This window comes from Phycicoccus elongatus Lp2 (assembly GCF_000367525.1).
Lineage (GTDB): Bacteria > Actinomycetota > Actinomycetes > Actinomycetales > Dermatophilaceae > Phycicoccus_A > Phycicoccus_A elongatus.
On the sequence record NZ_HF570956.1, the window covers coordinates 430058 to 453767 of the forward strand.

Annotated in this window: 21 protein-coding genes; 11 read left to right on the forward strand and 10 right to left on the reverse strand. The window is 70.1% G+C overall.

Annotated features, from left to right (window positions below; genetic code table 11):
• The first annotated feature begins 15 nt into the window (after positions 1–15).
• Both BN10_RS02040 and BN10_RS15455 read left to right on the forward strand, forming a co-directional pair.
• Positions 16–1719 carry an AMP-binding protein gene (locus tag BN10_RS02040; protein WP_040750745.1) on the forward strand — a complete coding sequence of 568 codons (1704 nt, stop codon included), beginning with the start codon at positions 16–18 and terminating at the stop codon, positions 1717–1719.
• 46 nt (positions 1720–1765) lie between these two features.
• The gene (locus tag BN10_RS15455; protein WP_051369600.1) at positions 1766–2692 is read left to right on the forward strand and encodes a sucrase ferredoxin; all 927 of its coding nucleotides are present in this window, start codon (positions 1766–1768) and stop codon (positions 2690–2692) included.
• 6 nt (positions 2693–2698) lie between these two features.
• On the opposite strand, the gene BN10_RS02050 is transcribed toward BN10_RS15455, so the two are convergent.
• Positions 2699–4798, reverse strand: coding sequence for a metallophosphoesterase (locus tag BN10_RS02050; protein WP_010849489.1), 2100 nt, complete (start codon positions 4796–4798; stop codon positions 2699–2701).
• A gap of 23 nt (positions 4799–4821) precedes the next feature.
• Between BN10_RS02050 and BN10_RS02055 the strand changes: the two genes are divergently transcribed.
• Positions 4822–5511 carry an HAD-IA family hydrolase gene (locus tag BN10_RS02055; RefSeq protein WP_010849490.1) on the forward strand — a complete coding sequence of 230 codons (690 nt, stop codon included), beginning with the start codon at positions 4822–4824 and terminating at the stop codon, positions 5509–5511.
• Between the two features lie 11 nt (positions 5512–5522).
• The gene (locus BN10_RS02060) at positions 5523–7211 is read left to right on the forward strand and encodes an FAD-binding dehydrogenase (protein ID WP_010849491.1); all 1689 of its coding nucleotides are present in this window, start codon (positions 5523–5525) and stop codon (positions 7209–7211) included.
• A 32-nt stretch (positions 7212–7243) separates the two neighbouring features.
• On the opposite strand, the gene BN10_RS02065 is transcribed toward BN10_RS02060, so the two are convergent.
• Together BN10_RS02065 and BN10_RS02070 are read right to left on the reverse strand one after the other, a co-directional pair.
• Positions 7244–7900: a bacterial proteasome activator family protein gene (locus BN10_RS02065; protein WP_010849492.1), complete on the reverse strand. Its 657-nt coding sequence runs from the start codon at positions 7898–7900 to the stop codon at positions 7244–7246.
• Between the two features lie 19 nt (positions 7901–7919).
• The gene (locus tag BN10_RS02070) at positions 7920–8897 is read right to left on the reverse strand and encodes an NAD(P)H-quinone oxidoreductase (protein WP_010849493.1); all 978 of its coding nucleotides are present in this window, start codon (positions 8895–8897) and stop codon (positions 7920–7922) included.
• A 207-nt stretch (positions 8898–9104) separates the two neighbouring features.
• Between BN10_RS02070 and BN10_RS02075 the strand changes: the two genes are divergently transcribed.
• A complete protein-coding gene (locus BN10_RS02075; RefSeq protein ID WP_010849494.1) occupies positions 9105–9710 on the forward strand; it encodes a TetR/AcrR family transcriptional regulator in 606 nt (201 codons plus the stop codon).
• 3 nt (positions 9711–9713) lie between these two features.
• On the opposite strand, the gene mobA is transcribed toward BN10_RS02075, so the two are convergent.
• From mobA to BN10_RS02090, 3 genes are read right to left on the reverse strand one after another with little or no spacing between them, the layout of a single operon-like run.
• The gene (mobA, locus tag BN10_RS02080; RefSeq protein ID WP_010849495.1) at positions 9714–10295 is read right to left on the reverse strand and encodes a molybdenum cofactor guanylyltransferase; all 582 of its coding nucleotides are present in this window, start codon (positions 10293–10295) and stop codon (positions 9714–9716) included.
• Positions 10292–11056, reverse strand: a complete 765-nt coding sequence (locus BN10_RS02085) for an IclR family transcriptional regulator (RefSeq protein WP_010849496.1) — start codon at positions 11054–11056, stop codon at positions 10292–10294. Before BN10_RS02085 ends, mobA begins: the two co-directional genes overlap by 4 nt.
• Complete coding sequence (locus tag BN10_RS02090) at positions 11053–11802, reverse strand: peptidoglycan recognition protein family protein (RefSeq protein WP_010849497.1); 750 nt, start codon at positions 11800–11802, stop codon at positions 11053–11055. Before BN10_RS02090 ends, BN10_RS02085 begins: the two co-directional genes overlap by 4 nt.
• 79 nt (positions 11803–11881) lie before the next feature.
• Here BN10_RS02090 and hutH point away from each other — a divergent pair, with 79 nt between their 5' ends.
• Both hutH and hutU read left to right on the forward strand, forming a co-directional pair.
• Positions 11882–13450, forward strand: a complete 1569-nt coding sequence (gene hutH, locus BN10_RS02095) for a histidine ammonia-lyase (protein WP_010849499.1) — start codon at positions 11882–11884, stop codon at positions 13448–13450.
• A 78-nt stretch (positions 13451–13528) separates the two neighbouring features.
• Positions 13529–15184, forward strand: coding sequence for a urocanate hydratase (gene hutU / locus BN10_RS02100; protein WP_010849500.1), 1656 nt, complete (start codon positions 13529–13531; stop codon positions 15182–15184).
• A gap of 20 nt (positions 15185–15204) precedes the next feature.
• On the opposite strand, the gene BN10_RS02105 is transcribed toward hutU, so the two are convergent.
• The 3 genes from BN10_RS02105 to BN10_RS02115 form a co-directional block, all read right to left on the reverse strand.
• Complete coding sequence (locus tag BN10_RS02105; RefSeq protein ID WP_010849501.1) at positions 15205–16344, reverse strand: potassium channel family protein; 1140 nt, start codon at positions 16342–16344, stop codon at positions 15205–15207.
• Between the two features lie 147 nt (positions 16345–16491).
• The gene (locus BN10_RS02110) at positions 16492–16959 is read right to left on the reverse strand and encodes an aminoacyl-tRNA deacylase (RefSeq protein ID WP_010849502.1); all 468 of its coding nucleotides are present in this window, start codon (positions 16957–16959) and stop codon (positions 16492–16494) included.
• On the reverse strand, positions 16956–17564 hold the full coding sequence (locus tag BN10_RS02115; RefSeq protein ID WP_010849503.1) for a TetR family transcriptional regulator: 609 nt from the start codon (positions 17562–17564) through the stop codon (positions 16956–16958). The genes BN10_RS02110 and BN10_RS02115 overlap by 4 nt, the downstream gene beginning before the upstream one ends.
• A gap of 36 nt (positions 17565–17600) precedes the next feature.
• On the opposite strand from BN10_RS02115, the gene BN10_RS02120 reads away from it, so the two are divergent.
• The 4 genes from BN10_RS02120 to hutI all read left to right on the forward strand — a co-directional run bounded on the left by BN10_RS02120 (position 17601) and on the right by hutI (position 23096).
• On the forward strand, positions 17601–19280 hold the full coding sequence (locus BN10_RS02120; protein WP_267878880.1) for an MDR family MFS transporter: 1680 nt from the start codon (positions 17601–17603) through the stop codon (positions 19278–19280).
• Between the two features lie 92 nt (positions 19281–19372).
• Positions 19373–20593, forward strand: coding sequence for an allantoate amidohydrolase (locus BN10_RS02125; RefSeq protein WP_010849505.1), 1221 nt, complete (start codon positions 19373–19375; stop codon positions 20591–20593).
• Positions 20590–21927 carry a formimidoylglutamate deiminase gene (locus BN10_RS02130; protein WP_010849506.1) on the forward strand — a complete coding sequence of 446 codons (1338 nt, stop codon included), beginning with the start codon at positions 20590–20592 and terminating at the stop codon, positions 21925–21927. The genes BN10_RS02125 and BN10_RS02130 overlap by 4 nt, the downstream gene beginning before the upstream one ends.
• A complete protein-coding gene (hutI, locus tag BN10_RS02135; RefSeq protein ID WP_010849507.1) occupies positions 21924–23096 on the forward strand; it encodes an imidazolonepropionase in 1173 nt (390 codons plus the stop codon). The genes BN10_RS02130 and hutI overlap by 4 nt, the downstream gene beginning before the upstream one ends.
• Before the next feature lie 31 nt (positions 23097–23127).
• On the opposite strand, the gene BN10_RS17115 is transcribed toward hutI, so the two are convergent.
• The coding region (locus BN10_RS17115) for a polysaccharide deacetylase family protein (RefSeq protein ID WP_084310877.1) at positions 23128–23710 on the reverse strand (583 nt) is incomplete at its 5' end.

The window sequence follows — 23710 nt, forward strand, 5'->3', positions numbered from 1 at the left end:
GACTACGCACAAGGTATGACCGCCACTGACGCCTTCCGCGCCGCCCGAGACCAACTCATCGACCTGCGCGAGGACCACGAGCGCGCGGTGGCCGAGTTCGCCTTCCCCGACGTGGGGGAGCGGTTCAACTGGGCGATCGACTGGTTCGACGCCATCGCGCGCGGCAACGACGAGCCCGCCCTGGTCATCGTCGAGGAGGACGGCTCGAGCACCGAGCTCTCCTTCGACGCGATCGCGGCACGCTCGGACCGGGTCGCGGCCTGGCTGAAGGAACGCGGCGTCGGCAAGGGCGACCCCGTCATCCTCATGCTCGGCAACCAGGCCGAGCTGTGGGACCTGATGCTGGCCGTCATGAAGCTCGGCGCCGTCATCATGCCCACCACGACCGCCGCCGGCACGAGCGACCTCGAGGACCGCATCACTCGTGGCCGCGCCACGGCGGTCGTCACCACGCCCGACCAGACGTGGAAGTTCGACGGCATCGCGCCCGACCTGACCCGGATCAGCGTGGGCGAGGCCGACGGCTGGGAGGACATGCACGCGGCATACGCCATCGACGTGCCCCCGACCCCGCACCCGGGCACCGCGCCCGGCGATCCGCTCCTTCTCTACTTCACGTCCGGCACCACCAGCCGCCCAAAACTGGTGGAGCACACCCAGATCAGCTATCCCGTGGGACACCTGTCGACGATGTACTGGCTGGGCCTGCGCCCCGGCGACGTCCACCTCAACATCTCCAGCCCGGGCTGGGCCAAGCATGCGTGGTCCTGCTTCTTCGCGCCGTGGATCGCCGAGGCCACGATCTTCCTCTACAACTACACTCGCTTCGACGCGGCGAGCCTGCTCACCGAGTTGCGCGATCGCGAGGTCACGAGTTTCTGCGCGCCGCCCACGGTCTGGCGAATGCTCATCAACGCCGACCTCTCCGGCGGAAAGGGCAGCCTGCGCGAGGTCATCGGTGCCGGCGAGCCACTCAACCCCGAGGTCATCGCGCAGGTCGACGCGGCGTGGGGGCTCATCCTGCGCGATGGGTACGGCCAGACCGAGATGACGGCTGCGGTCGGCAACACGCCGGGGTCGGTGGTCAAGGCAGGTTCGATGGGTCGCCCCTTGCCGGGGATGCCGGTCGCTCTCGTCGATCCCGCGACCGGCGAGGTGGTGGTGGGTCCCGGCGAGGGGGAGATCTGCCTGGACCTCGCGCAGCACCCGCTGTCGTTGATGACCGGCTACCAAGGTGACGACAAGCGCAATGCCGAGGCCATGGAGGGCGGTTTTTACCACACGGGTGATGTCGCGAGTCGGGACGACGACGGCTACATCACGTACGTCGGCCGGACCGATGACGTCTTCAAGGCGAGTGACTACAAGATCAGCCCGTTCGAACTGGAATCGGTGCTGATCGAGCATCCGGCGGTCGCCGAGGCGGCGGTGGTGCCCGCTCCCGACGAGGTGCGGCTGGCGGTCCCGAAGGCCTACATCGCGCTCGCGCCCGGACACGAGCCGGACGCGGACACGGCCCGCTCGATCCTCGCCCATGCGCGCGAGCACCTGCAGCCGTGGCAGCGCGTGCGCCGGATCGAGTTCTTCGAGTTGCCGAAGACGATCTCGGGCAAGATTCGCCGGGTCGAGTTGCGGGCCCGCGAGGAGCAACTCGCCGATGTCGAGGGCCGGCACGGTCAGGAGTGGCGCGACGACATGTTCGAGGGTCTCAAGGGCTGACCGGCGGATTCGGTCGAGACCGAAGGACCGGCATAGCATCGAGATCATGCCTGACGTCGGCCGTTGCTCCGTGGCCTCTGCCCTTCGCGAGGAAACGCTCGCCGGGACTGCCCCCGAGGCACGCCGGTGGGTCCTCATCGAGCACCCCGGGCCGTGGGCCAAGGCGCCCCTGGACACGCCTCCGCTTGCTGGTTCCCTCGGCCAGCGGCTCGACCAGGCCCTCACCGACTTCGGCGCCAAGGTCCTCCTCGTGCGCCGCACCGGCCGTCAGGAGGACTCGCAGGCGCGCCTGTGGCGGGTCGTCGACACCGCGACCGGACTCTCGCTGAGTGGGCTCTGGCGGACCGAGCGTGACCTCGAGGTGCTCCTTCCGGCTCTCGCCGGGTGCGCGGGCCCGCTCTCCGAGCCCTGCCCCGAGATGGTCCTGGTCTGCACCCACGGTGTGCGCGATGCCTGCTGCGCCATCAAGGGCCGACCGATCGCCGGAGCTGTCGCGAAGGCGCTTGCGTCCTCCGACGTCGAGGTGCTGGAGTGCAGCCACCTCAACGGGCACCGCTTCGCCGGCACGGCGCTCACCCTCCCCGATGGCCTCTGCTACGGCCGCCTCGACCAGAGCGACGCCCCCAAGGTCATGAAGGCCCATGCCGAAGGGCGAGTGTGGCCGGACAGGCTCCGCGGCCAGACCGGGCTCGTCGGCGCGGCGCAGGCTGCGCACGTCTGGGGCCTTCGAGAACTTGCCACCCGCACCGGGAGCACCGACGTCGCCCTGAGCGACGTGCAGGTCGGGTCCGTGGCCGAGGAGTCAGGTGGCGTCACCCGTGTCGAACTCGTGGGGCTGGCCAGGCCCGGCGAGGGCACGTGGGTGGACGTGCGTCGCGAGGACCTCGCGCCCGCTCCGCTGTCGTGCGGCAAGTCGCCGGAGTCCGCTCGCGGTTACACCGTCCTGCCCCAGACCGCCCGCGCCGCGATCTGAGCACGATCAGGGGACGGTCACCCCGGTCCTCGAGAGAGTGCCGGTGGCCGGGCACGTGCGACCGGGCGTCGCCGCGCTGGTGTCGAGCCGGTTCCCGTTGATGATCGACACCTGGTCGTAGGCCGGTCGGCCCTCGATGAGGTTGCGGAAGGTGAAGCGGGTCAGCTCGGCGACATGACAATCGGTGCCGAAGGTCAGCAGGTCGAAGGCCGAGGGCTGCCCGGCCAACTCGCCACCGTCCTCGGTCTGCACGTAGTGGGTGAACGGCCCCCCGCCGGTGAACGTCCCGACCTGGATGCGATTGCCCTCCAGCGACGGCGTGTGCATGTGCCCGTTGACGGTGACCTTGGCCGTGACCTCCCGCGCGCCGAGCGGATGGTGGGTGACGAAGAGGTCGGGCTCATCGCGGCCCACGAAGGCGGATTGGTAGGCCTCGATCGCCGGTCGCTGCCGGTCCGCGGTGCGCTTGCCGTCGTCGCCGAACCAACGCGTGTCGTTGATTCCCGTGATGCGTATGCCGTGGAGCGTCGCCTCGGTGAAGTGGTCGTCGTCTGTATGCAGGAGAACGACATTGGGGATCTTCGCCAAGCGATCGAGCACAGCGCGATCGGTGCTCGACGTGGCGTCGTGGTTGCCCTTGACGAAGAAGTAGGGGACCCCGAGGGAGGCGATGCCGTCGAAGATTCCGGCTGCTTCACCCTCCTCGACCGTGCCGAAGGTGAGCAGGTCGCCCGCGTCGACGACGGCGTCGACCTGCTCCGCGGTGATGAGTTCCTTGGCCAACGGGTACTGGTTGCCGCCGTGCACGTCCGAGATGAGGAGCAGCCGCAGCGCGACGGTGGTGTCTCCGGGGTAGGGGCGGTAGCGCTGCTGGAGGGCGTTGGTGAGGGCCACGAGGTTGGTCAGGTAGGGCGCGACCTCCTTGGAGCGGGCCTCGACATCGGCGAGGAGACCCGAGTTGGCCTGCACGGTGCTGAGAATGCCGGTGCTCGTGAAGCCCGACGCCTGGTCGGGACGATAGGTGAGCGCGGCCGAGGCGCCGGTGACCGCCATCGCCAGCACCGCTGCGCCGAGGGCTCTTGCCGTGGCTGCCCAACCCGCGAAGCGCCGCCGTCGCAAGGACCCGGCCAGCACGACGAGCCCGACGATGAGCAGGGAGCCCACCGCAAAGCGGACCGCCAGACCCGTTGCGGCAGAACGGATCGCGTTGTCGAGTTCAAGCGGGCCCGGCGCCAGGGAGGAGGCCGAGATGTTGGGCCGTGACAGCAGTTCGGTGATGGAAGCCTTGACCTGCGGGGTCGCCCGAATGCCCGGGGCCAATCCCCGGAAGGCGACGTCGATGTCGCCGAAGACCGTCGGCGCGACGAGCGAAGCCGACGCCAAGGGATCGGGGTCCAGGTTCACCGAGGCCGCATAGTGACGGGTCTCCGCACGCACCGGGGCGATCGCCGTCGCACTCACGCCGGTCAGGGCGCAGGCGACCGCGGTGAGGGCGAACGCGAGGATCTGCCGCACCGGCCGCGAACCGACCCGATGCCCTGCGTTCCACCAGGCCAGTCCGGCGCTCGTGGCGAGACCGGAGAGCAGCAGCATGGTCACCAGGCGCTCGGTGGTCCCCTCCGGCCAGTCCATCCGGTCGGTGAGGGTCGCGGCCAGGAGAACGACAGCGAACGCCGAGCCTGCGGCATACCCCCAGTGGAGCGTGCGGTGAGCGGTGACCGCCCACGGCCACGCGCAGAGACCGACGAGCGCTGCGCAGCCCGCGACCACGTGGAGAGCCGAAGGGGATCGTGCGAGGTCGAGCGGGCTGAGGGCGAAGATGCCGACCGAGACCGCTGAAAGCGCGAGGACCGCGCGACCCCACCCCCTGATCCCGGGCAGAGTGAAGGAGACGACGGCCAGCGCTGCGGCGCTCACGAGCAGGCTGGTGGTGAACAGCCACGCGTGGGGCTGTCCGGTGGCCGCCAGAACACTCAGGCCGGTCGTCGTCGCGTCAAAGGGGTCCGCCTGCAGTCGATCGGTCAACACCCAGCCACTGACGTGGGCGAGCAGCGCCACGAGCGCGCTCGCCAACGCCAGGCGTGGTCGGGGTGTCACGCGTGGCATGGGAACCACCCTAAATTGGAGGTATGCCGCCAGCTCCCCCGCCGCTCGACCAACGCACCTTCGGGGCCGTTCTCTTCGACATGGACGGGACGCTCATCGACAGCATCCCCGCGGTCGAACGCTCCTGGCTGACCTGGGCGGCTGAGAACTCTGTCGCACCGGAGCGGCTCCTCGGCTTCCACGGGGTGCCGGCCCTCGGTGTCATCGGGGCGCTCCTGCCGGACCTCGACACGGCCGGGCGACAGGCGTCCTTCCAGCGGATCGAGGACCTCGAGGTGGCCGACGTCGACGGCGTCGCCCTCCTGCCCGGTGCGCAGGAGGCCTTGACGACGCTCATCGACGCCGGCGCCAAGGTCGCGATCGTCACCTCGTGCACCGACCCGCTCTACGAGGCGCGGGTCACGGCGACGGGGCTGCGCCGACCGCCGGTGGTGGTCACCGCCTCGATGGTGAAACGGGGCAAGCCGGCGCCAGACCCCTTCCTCCTGGCCGCAGAACGACTCGGCGTGGACCCCGGGGACTGCCTCGTCGTCGAGGACGCGACGTCCGGGCTGCGCGCGGCGCACGCCGCCGGAGTGACCTCCACGCTGGCCGTGCTGCACACGACTCCTCACGCCCAACTGGCGGAGTTGGCCGACCTGGTCGTGGGAGGCATGGACGGCGTGACCTTCGGTGTCGACGAGGAGAGTCGGATCACGCTCGCCACACGGTAGGTTCGGGCGGCATGGACGCTGATGTCATCGTCGTCGGAGCTGGCCTGGCCGGTCTGGTCGCGGCCCACGAGATCGCCTCGGCCGGGCGCTCGGTGGTCCTCGTCGACCAGGAGAACGAAGCCAACCTCGGTGGCCAGGCCTTCTGGTCCTTCGGCGGGCTCTTCCTCGTCGACAGCCCCGAACAGCGCCGGCTGGGCATCAAGGACTCCGCCGACCTGGCCTGGACGGACTGGGAGGGCAGCGCAGGCTGGGATCGACTGACCGAGGCCGATGGCTCTCCCGGGCCGGACCACTGGGGCCGCGAGTGGGCCAGGGCCTATGTCCACTGGGCTGCCGGTGAGAAGCGCGAGTGGCTGACCGGCCACGGTGTCGCCTTCTTCCCGATCGTCGGGTGGGCCGAGCGCGGTGACGGCACCGCCACCGGCCACGGCAACTCCGTCCCTCGCTTCCACATCCCGTGGGGGACGGGCACGGGTGTCGTCAAACCCTTCGCCACCCTGGCGCGGCAGCACATCGCCGGCGGCCGCATCGCCTACCTGACCCGCCATCGGGTGGACGACCTCGTCGTCAACCATGGCGCGGTGACCGGTGTGCGCGGCTCGGTGTTGGCTCCCGACGACGCGGCCCGCGGAGTCGCCTCCAGCCGCGACGTCGTCGGCGAGTTCGAACTCGGTGCGCAGGCCGTCGTCGTTGCCTCCGGTGGCATCGGCGGGAACCACGACCTCGTGCGCGCCAACTGGCCAGAGCGACTCGGAGCCGCCCCGGCAACCCTCATCACCGGCGTGCCCGCACATGTCGACGGACGGATGATCGGCATCACCGAGGCCGCTGGTGGGGCGGTCGTCAACCGCGACCGGATGTGGCATTACGTCGAAGGGGTGACGAACTGGGACCCGATCTGGCCGGGCCATGCGATCCGCATCCTGCCCGGCCCGAGCTCGATGTGGTTCGATGGAGCCGGTCGCCGCCTGCCGCCGCCCCTGCTGCCCGGCTACGACACGCTGGGCACGCTGGAACACCTGCGGCACACCGGCTTTGACCACTCCTGGTTCATCACCAACACCTCCATCGCTGGCAAGGAATTCGCCCTCTCGGGCAGCGAGCAGAACCTCGACCTCACCGACAACGGACCGCGCCAACTGGCCAAGGTCATGGCCTCGCGGGCGCTGTCCAAGGTGCACCCGGCGGTCCAGAAGTTCCTCGACCACGGCGTCGACTTCGTCCGGGCCGACACCGTCGCCGAACTCGTCGGCAAGATGAACGCCCTCACCCCGCAGGCCCCGCTCGACGCAGCCGACATCGAGCGCCAGGTCCTCGCCCGCGACGCCCAACTCGACAACGACTACGGCAAGGACGCGCAGATCGCGGCCATCCGCACCGCGCGCAACTACGTTGCCGACAAGGTCTCCAAGCGAGCCCACCCGCTCGTCAAGATCACCGATCCCAAGCACGGCCCCCTCGTCGCCGTCCGCCTCAACGTCCTCTCCCGCAAGACACTCGGTGGCCTCCACACCGATCTCTCCGGCCGCGTCCTGGGCGCCGACCGCGCACCCATCCCCGGCCTGTATGCCGCGGGCGAGGTCAGCGGGTTCGGCGGCGGCGGCGTGCATGGGTACCGCGCCCTGGAGGGCACTTTCGTCGGCGGTTGCCTCTTCACTGGGCGGGTCGCGGGTCGAGCGGCGGCCGAGGCGACCGCCTGAGTCTGCCCCGCGGCATACCGGCCGGTCTGCGTCTAGAGGTACTGGCCGGTGCCGCCGTTGGGTGACTTCGGCGAGCTGTCCGAGGGCGCAGCCGGCTCACTCGGCCCGGTCGGGGGAAGGCCGGGGGCGTGGCCCGGGGGCAGCGCACGCATCTGCTGCAGTTGGGCCTGGGCCGCCATCTGCTGCGCCACGAGGGCGGTCTGGATGCCGTGGAAGAGGCCTTCGAGCCAGCCGACGAGCTGGGCCTGGGCGATGCGCAACTCCGCGTCGCTGGGAGCGTCCTCGCTGAAGGGCAGGGCGATCCGGTCGAGTTCGGCAACGAGCTCGGGGGCCAACCCGTCCTTGAGCTCATCGATCGAGCGGTGGTGGATCTCGGCGAGCCGGGCCCGGCCCTTCTCGTCCAGTGGAGCCCCGCGGACCTCTTCGAGGAGCTGCTTGATCATCGCGCCGATCCGCATGACCTTGGCCGGCTCTTCGACCAGATCTGCGGGATTGGTCGGGCGCTTCGCGGCGTGGTGACTGCCAGCGTCACCCGCCTCAGCCTCGGACTCGCGGTTCGCGATGCCCATGCCGTCCGGAGTGACGATGACCACCTTGTCGTCGGCGACGGTGCCCACGACGGGGACCGGCTGCTGGGTCGACTCGTCGTCGGGAGCGGAGGTCGGCTGATCGCTCGAAGTGTCGGACATGCCAGCCATCCTGCCCCACTCAGGGCTGGAGCAGGATCTTGCCGACGTGTCCGCTCGCCTCGAGCTCGCGATGCGCCGCAGCGGCGTCGGCGAGTTGATGGGTCGAGTTGACGATCGGGCGCACGCGACCGCTGGCGATCATCGGCCACACGTGCTCGCGCACCGACGCGACGATGCTTGCCTTCTCCTCGGCCGGGCGGGCGCGCAGGGACGTGGCATGGACGGCGGCCCGTTTACGGAGCAGGGTGGCGATGTCGAGCTCGCCCTTGGCTCCGCCCTGCATCCCGATGATGACCAATCGACCGCCCGTGGCGAGGGCCTCGACATTGCGCGGCAGGTACTTGGCCCCCATGTTGTCGAGGATGACGTCGACGCCGCGTCCCAGGGTGGCGTCCCTGACCACGTCGACGAAGTCCTGCTCGCGATAGTTGACCAGGATGTCCGCGCCGAGCGCGCGGCAGGCCTCGAGCTTGTCCGGGCTTCCGGCGGTGACCGCCACGCGGACCCCCAGCGCGCGCGCGACCTGGATCGCCATCGTGCCGATGCCCGACGAACCGCCGTGCACGAGCAGCGTCTCGCCAGCCGTGAGGCCGCCCACGAGCACGAGGTTGGACCACACGGTGGCCGCCACCTCGGGGAGCGCCGCGGCATCGACCACGCTGACGCCGCTCGGCACCGGCAGGACCTGGCCCGCGGGGACCACCACCTGCGCGGCATACCCTCCACCGGCGAGCAGGGCACAGACCTCGTCCCCGACGAGCCACTGGGTGACGCCCTCGCCCACGGCGTCGATGGTGCCGCTCACCTCGAGGCCGGGGATGGGTGACTCGCCGTGGGGTGGGGCGTAGTGCCCCTGCCGTTGCAGCACGTCCGCGCGGTTGACACCGGCGGCAGCGACGGCGATGCGCACCTGACCGGGAGCGGGATCCGGGGTCGGCAACTCGTCGAGCACCAGGGCGTCGGCGTCGCCGGGAACGGGAATGGTGATGGCCTGCATGTCTCCCACCGTAGCCAGCCGGCCAGGGCCGGGAGACAACAGAGTCCGGACAACGCGGGCCAGACAACGGAAGCCGGGCGCACCCCCTGCCGCGCCCGGCCCCGTCGTCAAACGGTCAACGCCGCCGGCCCCCACCGGCAGATCTTGACAGTGAAAAGATACGGGCAATCTTGACAATGTCAAGTTCATTTCCGAGACTCGGGCCTCGTGACCGAACGCGACCGTTACCACCACGGCGATCTGCGGGGCGCGCTGGTCGACGCTGCGTTGGAGTTGCTCGAGGCCGAGGGATCGGAAGCGGTCACCTTGCGAGCGGTCGCCCGGGCCGTCGGTGTCTCGCATGCGGCGCCCTATCACCACTTCGAGGACAAGGCCTCTCTCGAGGTGGCAATGACCAAGCAGATCCGCCTCGATCTGGCCCAGACCCTCAGCACGGTGGCGACGGCATCGGGCAGCGACTCCCCGGACCTCGCGGTCGCCTACGTCGTCTGGGCAATCGAGCACCCGCAACGGTTCCGAATGCTCAACCGGGCGCACAGCTTCGTCGACAACGTCACGACGACCCCCGCGCAGCCGGCCCGGGGCTTTGCCTTCGACCTCCTCATGGACAGCATGCGGGTTGGCCAGGAGTCGGGCTACTTCGCCGACAATGATCCCCAGGACCTCGCCCTCGCCGCCTGGGCGGCCGTGCACGGCCTGGCCACGCTGCTCCTCGACGGCCGACTGACCGACGGACCACCCACCGTCTCGGAGGCTCGCCGCCTCGCCCTCTCGGTGACGCGAGTGCTCGGATACGGCCTGCTGCGGCGCTGAGGATCACTCCTCGCAGGGCAGGTCTTCCGGTCGGTCGACATCGCGTCCCGCGTTGCCCGCCACGTCCAACGCCAGATGTGGCAGGTCGAGCAGAAGCTTGGCGCGGCGTCCGTGGGCCGGCCGGGGCAGGTGGGCCTCCAGGTCCTCGCGCCGGTATGCCGCGAGCAGTGGGTTCGTGTGGCCGGTCTCGTCGCGAGCGACGACCGCGGCCACGTCCGGCCCGGCCGTGCGGAGACGATCCACCAGGTCGCTGCCGGCGCGACCGACCCAGGGCATGTCACCCGCGATGACGACGACGATCTCGGAACCGAGCGTGTCCACGCCCGCCGCGACGCCGGCCAGCGGGCCACCGTCGGGAGGATCCTCGAGCACCCACCGGACCGTCCGTGCAGTGGATCGTGGCCGTCCGACGACGACCACCTCCCAGTCCGCCGGCACGGCGGCCAACACGTGGTCGATGAGCGGCCGGCCGGCGAGTCGAGCGACGATCTTGTCTCGGCCAAAGCGTTCAGACCGTCCACCGGCGAGGATGACAGCCCCGATGGTGGGTGACGAATTCCCCGGTGCCACAGTGGACTCGGTCATCGTCGGCCACGCACCCGTCGCGTGAGTTCGGTAGCGGCGCGCTGCACGGCGTCGACCACGGCGTCGTCGACGACCGGGTCCTCGGCGCGGTCCGCCCAGGTGACGGCGACGGCGGCCAGCGGATGGTCGGTGTGGTCGCGGATGGGGACCGCGATGGACGACAGGCCGTCGGTCACGAGACCGTGCTCCACGGCATACCCCCTCGCGCGGACCTGTTGGAGCTGAGAGCGGAGCGCGACGCCCGAGGCGACCCCGCGCCCGTCGCGCTGGACGAAGGCGCCGGCGCCGGGGAAGAGCGCGCGGACCTGCTCGGCGGGGAGGGCGGCGAGCAGCGCGAGGCCGGTGGCCGTCAGCGTGGCGGGCAGACGGACACCGACATCGGAGACCAGGTGGGGGCCGCCGGGGGCGCGTTGCTCGAGGACGTAGAGGACGTCGCGGCCGTGCAGGATCGCTAGATGCGCGTTGTGGCCGGTCGCGCTGACGAGGCGGTCCAGGGGGAGCCTGGCGAGTCGAGCCAGGCCTTCCTGTCGTTGGAAGGCGGAGCCCAATTCGTAGGCGGCGATGCCCAGGCCGTATCGGCGCTCATCGGGCAGGTGGGTGACATAGCCGCGCGCAGTCAGCACCGAGAGCAGGTGATAGACGCTTGAGCGCGGCAGGCCCAGGCTGCGCGCGATGCTCGTCGCCGGGACGGGCTCCCCGCGGCTGGCGAGCAACTCGAGAATGTCGAGGGCGGCGGAGGCCGCCGGTGCCGGGGCGCTCACGGCGTTGCCTCGAGGCGGCGACGGATCTCCGCGACCGCGTCGGGCCCGATGTCGGTGTGGTCGTTGCGCATGCCGGTGAGGTCCTTGAACTCGGGGTCCGTGTCGGCGGTGCCGTGGCCCTGGACGCGGTCGGTGGGGATCGAGAACTGCTGCTGCAGTTGACCAATGAGCGCGATGAGCGCATCCATCTGCGGCTGGCGCGCCAGGATCTGGTCGTCAGCCCAGTGGGAGCTGTGGCCCTCGGTCGACTGCACGACCTCGATGCCCAGGGCGACGTGGTTGAGGCCGACAGCGTGTCGGCAGCGGGTGTCGGTGGCAACGAGGTCATAGATCGTGCCGACCTTGTCGATGAGGAAGTGGGTGCAGACGCCGGGCAGGGTGCCGGCGTTCGGTTGGTTGCCGGCGAAGAAGTTGATCGTCACCCAGGGGTCGTCGGGGCTCTCGGTGAAGTGGACGACGATGGCGTGGGGCATGAGGTCAGCGGAGCGTTCGCCGTAGCGCCGCAGTGAGTAGTCCGCCATCTGCTCACGCCGCTCGGGTCCGTAGGGGATGCGCGCCGCCACCATGGCCAGGGGCGAAGGAGTGGGTGTGGTGCTGGGCGTCGGGCTCGGGCTCGCGGGTGGAGCGGGCGTGGAACTGGCGGTGCGGGGGGTCCATGTGGGGGTGACCGCTGCACAACCGGCGGTGAGCGCGGCGAGCAGGACGGCGGCGACCGTCGTCGCCCTCGCTCCTCGCCCTGGGTGCATGGACCCACCCTAGGCGCGTCTGGCATCCGAGACGGTATGCCGCGCGCTCACCTTCCGAGGAGGCCGTGGGGGCGCTTCCATGGAAGGCATGTCCACTCGTGCCCTCCCCCACCCCGTCACCGTCGGTGTCGGGCCGCTGACGATCGACGAGGTCGTCGCTGTTGCCCGCCATGACGCAGCTGTGGTCCTCGACCCCGCTGCCCTCGTCGAGGTGGCGCGCAGCCGGGAGATCATCGAGTCCCTGGCCGACGACATCGAACCGCACTACGGCGTGTCGACCGGCTTCGGGGCGCTGGCGACGCGCCACATCCCGACCGAGTTGCGTCGCCAGTTGCAGCGATCACTGGTGCGCTCGCACGCCGCCGGCTCCGGGCCGGAGGTGGAGCGTGAGGTGGTGCGGGCCCTGATGCTGCTGCGCATCTCGACGCTCGCCACCGGCCGGACGGGAGTGCGGGAGGCGACGCTCGCGGCATACGTGGGAATGCTCAATGCCGGGATCGCGCCGGTCGTGCACGAGTTCGGTTCGCTCGGCTGCTCGGGCGACCTGGCGCCGCTGTCCCACTGTGCCCTCGCCCTCATGGGGGAGGGGTTCGTGCGCGACGCGACCGGCGAGCGCGTCCAGGCGGCGGAGGCTCTGGCGGCGGCCGGGTTGACGCCCATCGAGCTGCAGGAGAAGGAGGGCCTGGCCCTCATCAACGGCACCGACGGCATGCTCGGCATGCTCTGTCTGGCCATCCACGACCTGCGCGAACTCCTCGTCGTCGCCGACATTGCGGCGGCGATGTCGGTCGAGGGCCTGTTGGGCACCGATGACGTCTTCGCTGCCGACCTGCACGCCCTGCGGCCCCAGCCGGGCCAGGCCGTCTCGGCGGCGAACATCCGAAAGATCATGACGGACAGTGCAATTCGTGCCTCTCATGATGTCGAGGAGTGCCCGCGTGTCCAGGACGCCTATTCGCTGCGCTGCTCGCCCCAGGTCGCCGGAGGGGTGCGGGACACGGTCGACCACGCCGCTCGCGTCGCCGGCTGGGAGTTGGCCTCGGCCGTCGACAACCCGGTCGTCACGCTCGACGGTCGCGTGGAGAGCAATGGGAACTTCCACGGCGCCCCGGTCGCCTATGCCCTGGACTTCCTCGCCATCGTCACGGCGGACCTGGCCTCGATCTCCGAACGCCGCACAGACCGCTTCCTCGACAAGGCTCGCAACCACGGGCTGCCACCCTTCCTCGCCGACGACCCGGGGGTCGACAGTGGGCACATGATCGCGCAATACACCCAGGCGGCGATCGTCTCGGAGCTGAAGCGGCTCGCCAGCCCCGCGAGCGTCGACTCGATTCCGAGCAGCGCGATGCAGGAGGATCACGTCTCGATGGGTTGGTCCGCCGCCCGCAAGTTGCGCCGCTCGGTCGACGGTCTGGCCAGGGTGCTGGCCGTCGAGGTGCTCACGGCCTCGCGCGGTCTTCAGCTCCGCGCGCCCCTGACTCCCGCCCCGGCCACAGGTGCCGTCGTCGAGGCGCTCCTCGCGGCGGACGCCAGCCGGCCCGGGACGGACCGGTGGTTGGCACCCGAGATCGACACGGCATACCGACTCGTCGTCGACGGCACGGTCCGCGCCGCTGCCGAGGCCCACACCGGCCCCCTGAACTGAAGAACAACGCCTTGCGTCCGGCGCGATGACGCCATGGCAACCACGATGCCGGACGGAACGAGAGCAAAGGAGAAGGAAATGGAAGGTGCACGACCGGTCCGCGCCCCCCGCGGAACCACGCTGACGGCGCGGCAGTGGTCCACCGAGGCCCCGCTGCGGATGCTCATGAACAACCTCGACCCCGAGGTCGCCGAGCGCCCCGACGACCTCGTCGTCTACGGCGGCACCGGACGCGCCGCGCGCGACTGGAAGTCCTTCGATGCCATGGTGCGCACCCTCACCGACCTGCGGGCCGACGAGACGATGCTCGTCCAGTCGGGCCGGCCCGTCGGGGTGATGCGGACCCACGAGTGGGCACCGCGAGTCCTCATCGCAAACTCGAATCTCGTTCCGGACTGGGCGAATTGGCCCGAGTTCCGACGGTTGGAGCACCTCGGGCTGACGATGTACGGACAGATGACGGCCGGATCGTGGATCTACATCGGCACCCAGGGCATCGTCCAAGGCACCTACGAGACCTTCGCGGCGATCGCCGAGCAGAGGTATGCCGGGTCGCTGGCGGGGACGTTGACCCTCACCGGGGGTTGCGGCGGGATGGGCGGCGCCCAACCCTTGGCCGTGACACTCAACGGCGGCGTCTGCCTCATCGTCGACGTCGACCCGGAGCGGCTGCACCGCCGGGTCGAGCACCGCTACCTCGACGAGGTGGCACCCGACCTCGACGAGGCGATCATGCGCGCCGTGACGGCCAAGAACGAGAAGCGCGCCTGGTCGATCGGTGTCGTGGGCAATGCCGCGGAGGTCTTCCCCGAGCTGCTGCGCCGCGGGGTGCCGATCGACATCGTCACCGACCAGACCTCGGCCCACGATCCGCTGTCCTACCTGCCGATCGGCATCGAGCTCGACGACTGGGCCGAGTATGCCGAGAAGAAGCCGGAGGAGTTCACCGACCGGGCCCGTGAGTCGATGGCTGCCCACGTGCAGGCGATGGTGGAGTTCAAGGACCGTGGGGCGGAGGTCTTCGACTACGGCAACTCGATCCGTGACGAGGCGCGCCTGGGGGGCTACGACCGGGCGTTCGAGTTCCCGGGCTTCGTCCCGGCATACATCCGGCCGCTCTTCTGCGAGGGCAAGGGGCCGTTCCGGTGGGCGGCGCTCTCGGGCGACCCCAGGGATATCGAGGTCACTGACCAGGCGGTCATGAAGCTCTTCCCGGACAACGACCGTCTCCAGAAATGGATGCGCGGGGCCCGCGAGAAGATCGCCTTCCAAGGGCTGCCGGCGCGGATCTGCTGGCTCGGGTACGGCGAGCGCGACAAGGCCGGTGCACTCTTCAACGACCTCGTGGCGCGCGGCGACATTTCCGCGCCGATTGTCATCGGCCGCGACCACCTCGACTGCGGCTCGGTCGCCTCGCCCTATCGCGAGACCGAGTCGATGCTCGACGGCTCCGACGCGATCGCCGACTGGCCGCTGCTCAACGCCCTGGTCAACACCGCCTCAGGTGCCTCCTGGGTGTCGCTGCACCACGGTGGGGGCGTCGGCATCGGCCGCTCCATGCACGCCGGGCAGGTCTGCCTCGCCGATGGCACCCCGTTGGCTGCCGAGAAGCTCGAGCGGGTGCTGACCAACGACCCGGGCATGGGCGTGATCCGTCACGTCGACGCGGGGTATCACCACGCCGACAAGGTGGCCGCCGAGCAGGGCGTGCGCATCCCGATGCGCGAGTCCTGACCCACCCACACCGACACGGGTCAGGCGGGGCGCGCGACCGGGGAGCGAGCGCCGCTCAGGGCGTGCTCGGCCTGGAGCGGCGCGAGCGCGGTCAGGCTCTCGGCGACGACGATCGCGCAATCACCCTCGCGCAACATGAAGTCGGCGGGCGGGCTCGCGTGGCTGATGCCGTCCCGCGTGACCGCGATGAGAGAGGAGTTGTGGTTCGACCGCAGCAAGGTGGCCAGGGCGCCGGGTGTCTCACCGAAGAGGTGGTCGGGCACCCGCACCCGATACAGCTCGGAACCCTGACCGCCGGACACCAGGTCGGTGACGAGGGAGGCCAGCCCCGGATAGAGCGCCGATCGGGCGAGCAGGCGCGAGGCCAGTCGCGGCGTCACGAGGATCTCGTCCGCATGGGCACGCTCGAAGTGCTCGACGTGCTTGGGGTTGTTGACCTCGACGACGGTCCGCACTTCCGGGGCGATCGTCTCGATGGCCAGCACCGAGAGGATCGAGCGCATGTCGGCGTCGTTCGAACTGTCCGACGGGCAGATGACCGCCGCCGCGGCGTCCTCGATCCCCGCGCGTCGCAGGTCGTCCCCTGACGTCGGGTCGCCCCGCACGAAGTAGGTGCCGCTGCCGGCCGGGTTGTGCTCCACGTCGTGGATGATGACGACTCGCGCCTTGAACTCATCGCCCTTGAGTTCCTCGATGAGCTCGCGAGCGGTCGGGTTCCAACCGCAGATGACGATGTGGTCGATGTATCCCGATGCGCCCATTCCCTGGCCCTCCTTGAGGATGAAGTCGATGACGAAACCCGCCACGGCGGCGGTGAGGGCGGCCACGATGGCAACGCCGAAGAAGGCCAGGGCCCACCCGACGAGATAGCCGACCGGGCCGTCGACGTAACTGGAGTCGCCCGAGCCCAGGACCATGGTCATGGCCCAGTAGGCCGACCGGACGAGCCCCGAGATGCTGCGCTTGCTGGGTTCGGCAACGGTCACCAGCAGTGCCGACAGGGTCACGATGATCGCCAGTGAGGTCACGAGACTGCGGAAGAAGTGGATGTCGAGGTCGTCGCGCATGCGGCGGACGTGGAAGATCACGCGACGGATCAGGGGCACGGAGAGCGCACCAGTCAGGCGTCGGCGGAGCGACGCACCCACCCAGCGAGCCATGGGTCTTCCTCTCTTGCTGAAGAGAGTGTGCTCTCTTCCCCGCGATGAGGAGGACCGAAATCGCGCAATGATACGTGCCCGGCTCGCGGCTGAAGGATGCGACGGGACCGGAACAACCGCGGCAGCTCGAAACAACGCCGGCCGGGATCAGTCGCTGATGTCGGCGACCGTCGCGTCGAGCACGCGGATGACGTCGTCGCCCCCAAGGGTGACGGCCACCCCGTGGGCGCCGGCGCCCAGCGAGATCCGTCGCCCCGCGACCGATTCGTCCGCGATGACGGGCAGGGCGCGCAGCGAGCCGAAGGGGGTGATCGTGCCTCGTTCGTAGCCGGTCACGGCCAGGGCTTCGTCCGCCCCGGGCATGCTCATCCGGTTGACGCCGAGGAGGGCCCGCAGCTTGGGCCAGGAGAACTCTCGGTCGCCGGGCACGAGCACGAAGAGGTGGTCGCCCTCGCCGCGTCGCACGACGAGGGTCTTGACGATGTCGCCGGGCTTCACGCCCCGCAGGGCGGCGGCCTCGGCCAACGAACCGACGGGCCCGTGGCGGGTCACCACGAACTCCACCCCGTATGCCGTGAGCGCACCCACCGCGCGCGCCTCACCCTCGGAGGTCATGGCCGCGGCCAGAGCCCGACGGCGGCTAGGGCGGCGTCGATCCGCTCCTCGATCGAGCCCGCGAAGCCGGCCGAGACGTGTTGCTGCAGCGCGGCCCGGATGGCACCCAGCGCGGCATACGCAGTCGCCATGGGGGTGACATCGGTGAGGGGGTCGGCGCCGAGGCGCTCGCAGGCCGCCTGCGCGATTGCCTTCTCCGCCAACGCATTCGCGCCGACGAGCCCTGCGGCAAACTCGGGATGGCGCTGGGAGACGGCGCGGCGCATCTGCCACAGCTCGGCGTCCACGACCAACTCGCGCAGTCGTTCCAGGGTGGCGCCACGCACCGCGGTGACGGTGTCCTCGGTGGCGGGGCGGGCGAGCATGAACTCGCGGGCACGCGCGACCATGTCGGGATCGGTGCCGCTGAGCGCGGCCTCCTTGGCCGGGAAGTAGTTGAAGAAGGTGCGCGGCGACACCCCGGCCCGCGCGGCGATCGCTTCGATCGTGACGTCGCAGAAGTCGCCCTCGTGGAGCAACTCGATGGCGGCGCGGTGCAGCGCATGGCGGGTCTCGCGCTTCTTGCGGGCGCGCAGCCCTTCGTCGAGGGTGATGACGGTCGTCATGACTGCAATCTTACCTGAAATGCAAAGTTGCATGCACTGCAAGTTTGGGCCTACGCTGCATGCGTGACTGTTTCCGCGAAGCCTGAGCCCTTCTCGCTCTCACCCGACGCCAAGCGCGTCTTCGCCGGCCTCATGCTCGGCATGTTCGTCGCCTCCATCAGCCAGATGATCGTCAGCCCGGCCATGCCGCGGATCGTGGCCGAACTGGGGGGCATGGACCACTACTCCTGGGTCGCGATCGCGGCCATGCTCGTGGCTGCCGTGACGACGCCGATCGTCGGCAAGCTCTCCGACCTCTACGGTCGGCGCGGCTTCTACATCGGCGGCCTCGCCGTCTTCATGGTCGGCTCGATCGTGGCCGGCTTCGCGCAGTCCTTCGCGATGCTCATCGTTGGCCGCGCCATCCAGGGCTTCGGCATGGGCACGCTGATGCCGTTGTCGCAGACCATCATCGGCGACCTCATCCCGGCCCGGCAGCGCGGCAAGTATCAAGGCATCATGGGTTCGGTCTTCGGCCTCTCCTCGGTGCTCGGCCCGATCGCCGGTGGCTTCATCACCGACCACTGGGGTTGGCGGGCCCTCTTCTTCGTGGCCCTCCCCGTCGGCCTCGCCGCCCTCTTCTTCATCGTCCGCAACCTCCACCTGCCGCACCAGCGCCGCGACGCCAAGGTCGACGTCGCCGGGATCGTCCTGCTGACCATCGGCCTGACGACCTCACTGCTCGCGACCTCGTGGGGTGGCACGACTCATCCGTGGACCTCGGCCACGATTCTGGGCCTGTTCGCGATCGGCTTCGTCGCCCTCGTCGCCTTCGTCTGGGTCGAGACCCGCGCCGAGGAGCCGGTGCTCCCGCTGCGCCTCTTCACGAGCTCGGTCTTCTCCTGGAGCGCCGTCGCCACCTTCGCGATCGCCATGGCGATGTTCGGCGCGATGATCTACATCCCGGTCTTCGCCCAGGGTGTCGTGGGCGTCGACGCGACCAACTCCGGCCTCGTGCTCATGCCGATGATGCTCGGCATGATCGTGCTGGGCATCATCGCCGGCGCCGTCGTCACCCGCACCGGCCGTTACAAGGCGATCATGCTCTCCGGAGTGGCCATCATGGCTGCCGGCGCCTGGCTGCTCACTCGGATGGACCACACGGCCACCCAGACCCAGCTGACCGTCGCCATGGTCGTCTTCGGCATCGGCCTCGGCATGGCGATGCAGCTCTACACGCTCGTCGTGCAGAACGCTGCCTCGGCCCGCGACATGGGGGTGGCCACCGCCTCGACGCAGTTCTTCCGCAGCGTCGGGTCGACGGTCGGCATCGCCGTCCTGGGGACCGTGATGACCAGTGGCCTGGCCGACGCCATCAAGGGCCACCTGCCGGCGGCGGTGCTCCAGCAGATGGCGGCCTCCGGCAACGGTGGCGGCATCTCGGCCGGATCGGTCCTGGACCCCGAGAAGCTCAAGGCACTGCCGCCGGTCGTCGCGGACGCCGTGCGCCAAGGGCTGGCCGAGCAACTCCACGAGGTCTTCCTCCTCGGCCTGCCCATCCTCGCGGTCGCCTTCATCGCCACGCTCTTCATCAAGCACGTGCCGCTGCGCGAGACCGTGCACGCCCACGAGGACCAGAAGCGCCATGACGTCGAGGACTTCGGGCACGACCTGCTCGACACGATGGGTGCCACCCCGGACGAGCGCGAGGAGCGCGAGCCGGTTCCTGCGCGCTGATCCTTCACCCCGCCACGGGGACCGTCTCGCTTCCGAGACGGTCCCCGTGTCGTCTGCCCCCATGCCCCGCGCGGGTGCGGTGAAATGGGGCCATGGCAGTCGACGACGTCCGCTCCGGGTTCCGCAGGTCGTGGTCAGATCTCGCGTCGGTCGGCCGCAACACCGCCGGCGGCTACGACCGCTTCGCCTGGACCCGCACAGACCATGACCTGCGGGAGTGGTTCGCCGGTGAGGCGAGCGACCTCGGACTCGACCTGACGACCGACCGCGTCGGGAACCAGTGGGCCTGGTGGGGCGATCCGTATGCCGCGGGCGCGGCTCCCGCGGTGGTCACCGGCTCACACCTGGACTCGGTGCCCTCCGGAGGCGCCTTCGACGGTCCGCTCGGTGTCGTCTCCTCGCTGCTCGCCGTGCGGTCCCTCCGGGCCGCGGGCCACCGACCCGACCATCCGATGGCCGTCGTCAACTTCGTCGACGAGGAGGGTGCCCGCTTCGGGGTGGCCTGCGCTGGCTCACGTATCCTCACCGGCGCCCTCTCACCCGAACGGGCCCTCGCCCTGACCGACGCCGATGGAACGACAATGGCCGACGCGTTGGCCGCTGCCGGGCGCGACCCACTGGCCCTCGGCTCGGATCCGGACCTCGTGGCGCGGATCGGGGCGTTCGTCGAGCTGCACGTCGAGCAGGGTCGTGCCCTGGACGATGTGCATGCCAACGTGGGTGTGGGAAGCCACATCTGGCCGCACGGCCGCTGGCGGATCGACGTGCCCGGGGAAGCCAACCACGCAGGCACGACCGCGCTCGATGACCGCCGCGACGCCATGCTGGGTTTTGCCGCCGCCGTCATCGCTGCGCGGCGAGCAGCCCAGAGCCGGGGCTGTGTCGCCACGGTGGGCAAGGTGCGCGCCACCCCGAACGGCGTCAATGCCATCCCCTCCGAGGTCACCGGCTGGCTCGACGCACGTGGCGAGTCCGAGGCTGCCGTCCACCAGGTCGTCGCCGACGTCACCGAGGTGATGGCTGACTTCGAGGCGACCGTGCGGGAGGAGTCGTGGACGCCGACGACCGCGTTCGACGACGCACTGGTGCGGCGCCTCGCGAGCCGGCTCGGCGGCATACCGGTGCTGGGGACGGGAGCCGGCCACGATGCGGGAATCCTTGCCGGCGCGGGAGTTCGCGCGGCGATGCTCTTCGTGCGCAACCCGACCGGGATCTCGCACTCGCCCGAGGAGTTCGCAGAGGAGGCCGACTGCCTGGCCGGGGTCGACGCACTGACCCGGGTGCTCGCCGACCTCACGGGGGCGACGCCATGACGACCTTCTGGTGCGAGCACGCACACCTACCCTCGAAGGTGCAGTGGGGGGTGCGGCTGACGGTCGACGACGGGCGCATCAGCGCCGTCCGGGAGCGAGTGAAACCCGCCGATGACGACGTGCGATTGCACGGCGTCGTGGTCCCCGGCATCGCGAATGCCCACTCGCACACCTTCCACCGCGCCTTGCGTGGTCGCACCCACGCCGGCGGCGGCAACTTCTGGTCGTGGCGCGACGAGATGTATGCCGTGGCCCGGCGGCTCCAGCCCGAGAGTTACCTCGCGCTGGCGCGGGCAGTCTTCCTCGATATGCTCGCGGCGGGCTACACGGCTGTTGGCGAATTCCACTACCTGCACCACCAACCCGGCGGGCGGGGCTACGACGAGCCCAACGCCATGGGTGAGGCGCTCGTGCAGGCGGCACGCGACGTGGGGATCCGGCTGACCCTCCTCGACACGATCTACCTGCACGGCGGGCTGACTCCGCAGGGACACCTGCCCCTCGACGAGGTGCAGATCCGGTTCGGTGACGGCACCGTCGACCAGTGGGCCGAGCGGGTGACGCCGTTCCGCGACGCCCTCGGCGGCGATCCGCTGGTCCGCGTGGGGGCGGCCGCACACTCGGTGCGAGCCCTCACGCCGACCGAGTTGGACGCCTTCGGTGAGGTCACCGATGGCTGGACCCTGCACGCTCACGTCTCCGAGCAGCCAGCGGAAAACCTTGCGGCACAGGCTTTCTATGGGCGCACCCCGACCGAGATCCTGGGCTCGTCCGGCCTCCTCGACGAATCTTTCACGGCAGTCCACGCCACCCATCTCTCCGAGCGTGACCTCTTGCTGCTGTCGCGCTCCGATGCCCGGGCCTGCATCTGCCCGACGACCGAGCGCGACCTCGCCGACGGCATCGGGCCGACCACCGACCTGCGTCGGCGCGGCGTGCCGCTGTGCGTCGGCTCTGATCAACACGCCGTCATCGATCCCTGGGAGGAGTTGCGCGCCCTCGAGATGCATGAGCGCTTGATGAGCCATGAGCGGGGCCGGATCGACCCCGCCGAGTTGGTCCGGATCGGCGCGACGGAAGGCTATCGGGCCATCGGGTGGGCCGAGGGTGGCCAGCTGGCTGTCGGAGCCCTCGCCGACTTCGTCGTGCTGCGCGAGGACAGTCGGCGGACCGCTGGCAGCGACCCCGGTCAGATCGTCTTCTCGGCCGGAGCTCCGGATGTCACCGATGTCGTCGTCGCCGGCCAGCACCTCATCCGGGCCGGTGCGCATCGGCTCGGTGAGGTCGACCCCTTCGTCTCGGAGGCGTTGGTCCTGCTGCGGGAGGCGCGATGAGCCTGCTGGTCACGGGGATCGGCGAACTCGTCACCAATGGGCCTGACGGTGACGGCCCGTTGGGCATCCAGCACGATGCTGCCCTGGTCGTCGAGGACGGTGTCCTCACCTGGGTCGGGGCGCGGCGCAATGCGCCCGCTTGTGACGCCCGGATCGACGTCGAAGGGCGAGCGGTGCTCCCCGGCTTCGTCGACTCGCATTCCCACCTCGTCTTCGCCGGCGACCGGGCCGGTGAGTTCTCGGCACGGATGACCGGCGTGCCCTATGACGGTGGCGGGATCGCCACCTCGATGGCCGCGACCCGCGGCGCCCCCGACGACGAGCTGCGATCGCTCGTTGCAGCACGTGTCGAGGAGATGCGACGTCAGGGCACCACCACCGTCGAGATCAAGAGCGGCTACGGGCTCACCGTTGCTGACGAGGCGCGGGCGCTTCGCATCGCGTGCGAATTCACCACCGAGACAACCTATCTCGGTGCGCATGTCGTGCCACCGGAGTGGCGAGGTGACCGTGCGGCATACGTCGACCTCGTGGCGGGAGACATGCTGGCCGCCTGTGCGCCACACGCCCGCTGGATCGACGTCTTCTGCGAGCCGAACTCACCCCACGCCTTCGACGAGGCCGAGTCGCGTCGGGTGCTGGCGGCCGGTGTCGAAGCCGGGCTGATGCCCCGCGTGCACGGCAATCAACTCGGCCCGGGACCGGGGGTCCGACTCGCGGTCGAGTTCGGTGCGGCGAGTGTCGACCACTGCACCTTCCTCGGTGCAGACGATGTCGCGGCCCTCGTCGACGCGGCCGACACGACGGTTGCGACCCTGCTGCCCGGGGTCGAGTTCTCGACGCGCTCGCCCTATCCCGACGCGCGCAAGCTCATCGACGCGGGTGTGAGTGTCGCGATTGCCACCGACTGCAATCCGGGCACCTGTTACTCGTCATCGATGCCGTTCATGATCGCCCTCGCCGTGCGCGAGATGCGCATGTCGCCGGCCGAGGCGGTGCAGGCCGCGACCCGGGGCGGAGCAAAAGCGCTGCGCCGTAGCGATATCGGGCGCATCGAGGTCGGAGCCAAGGCCGATCTCTGTGTTCTCGAAGCGCCCAGTCACGAGCACCTCGCCTATCGACCCGGCGTCCCGATCTCGCGCGTCCTTGGGGAGGAGCGCTGGGTCTGAGCGAGTCGCTGGCACCAGCAGGGCGAGGGACTCAGCAGCCGGGGATGGCCTCGTAGCGCCACCCGGCAGCATCGAGTCGGGTCAGGGCGGCATCGAGCGCAGCCACGGTCTGCGAGCGGTCGTTGCCGCCGTCATGGAGCAGCACGACGGCCCCGGGGCGCGCACCGTCCACGATCCGTTGGGTGATGACATCAGCGCCTGGCCGCGACCAGTCGCGGGTGTCGATGTCCCACAGTTGCACGCGATAGCCCAGACCCGTGGTGACCTGACGAACGGTGGCGTTGACCGCTCCATAGGGCGGTCGAGCGCACGGGGTGCCCCCGATGACGTTCGCGGTCCGCTGCCACTGCGACGTGATGTCGGCCACGGAGAGTTTGGTGAGATCAGGGTGAGTGGTCGTGTGATTGCCGACCGAATGACCCGCGGCGCGCTCGTCGGCGACCAGGCCCGGGTGCGCGCCGGCCGCCCGGCCGAGGACGAAGAACGTGGCGTGGGCGTTGTGCTTGGCCAGGACGGAGAGCACCTGGGGCGTCCACGTCGGGTCCGGGCCGTCGTCGAAAGTCAGGTGCAGCACCGATCCGGGGGGTGCCGGGGGGGCGGGGGCAGGTGGGGCG

Coding starts and splice junctions, on each gene's coding strand:
- BN10_RS02050 (WP_010849489.1), bottom strand. CDS start 4,798: ATGCCACGCGTGACACCCCGACCACGCCTGGCGTTGGCGAGCGCGCTC.
- BN10_RS02060 (WP_010849491.1), top strand. CDS start 5,523: ATGGACGCTGATGTCATCGTCGTCGGAGCTGGCCTGGCCGGTCTGGTC.
- BN10_RS02065 (WP_010849492.1), bottom strand. CDS start 7,900: ATGTCCGACACTTCGAGCGATCAGCCGACCTCCGCTCCCGACGACGAG.
- BN10_RS02125 (WP_010849505.1), top strand. CDS start 19,373: ATGGCAGTCGACGACGTCCGCTCCGGGTTCCGCAGGTCGTGGTCAGAT.
- BN10_RS02055 (WP_010849490.1), top strand. CDS start 4,822: ATGCCGCCAGCTCCCCCGCCGCTCGACCAACGCACCTTCGGGGCCGTT.
- BN10_RS02115 (WP_010849503.1), bottom strand. CDS start 17,564: ATGACGACCGTCATCACCCTCGACGAAGGGCTGCGCGCCCGCAAGAAG.
- BN10_RS02105 (WP_010849501.1), bottom strand. CDS start 16,344: ATGGCTCGCTGGGTGGGTGCGTCGCTCCGCCGACGCCTGACTGGTGCG.
- hutU (WP_010849500.1), top strand. CDS start 13,529: ATGGAAGGTGCACGACCGGTCCGCGCCCCCCGCGGAACCACGCTGACG.
- BN10_RS02070 (WP_010849493.1), bottom strand. CDS start 8,897: ATGCAGGCCATCACCATTCCCGTTCCCGGCGACGCCGACGCCCTGGTG.
- BN10_RS15455 (WP_051369600.1), top strand. CDS start 1,766: ATGCCTGACGTCGGCCGTTGCTCCGTGGCCTCTGCCCTTCGCGAGGAA.
- BN10_RS02040 (WP_040750745.1), top strand. CDS start 16: ATGACCGCCACTGACGCCTTCCGCGCCGCCCGAGACCAACTCATCGAC.
- BN10_RS02130 (WP_010849506.1), top strand. CDS start 20,590: ATGACGACCTTCTGGTGCGAGCACGCACACCTACCCTCGAAGGTGCAG.
- mobA (WP_010849495.1), bottom strand. CDS start 10,295: ATGACCGAGTCCACTGTGGCACCGGGGAATTCGTCACCCACCATCGGG.
- BN10_RS02090 (WP_010849497.1), bottom strand. CDS start 11,802: ATGCACCCAGGGCGAGGAGCGAGGGCGACGACGGTCGCCGCCGTCCTG.
- hutI (WP_010849507.1), top strand. CDS start 21,924: ATGAGCCTGCTGGTCACGGGGATCGGCGAACTCGTCACCAATGGGCCT.
- hutH (WP_010849499.1), top strand. CDS start 11,882: ATGGAAGGCATGTCCACTCGTGCCCTCCCCCACCCCGTCACCGTCGGT.
- BN10_RS02110 (WP_010849502.1), bottom strand. CDS start 16,959: ATGACCTCCGAGGGTGAGGCGCGCGCGGTGGGTGCGCTCACGGCATAC.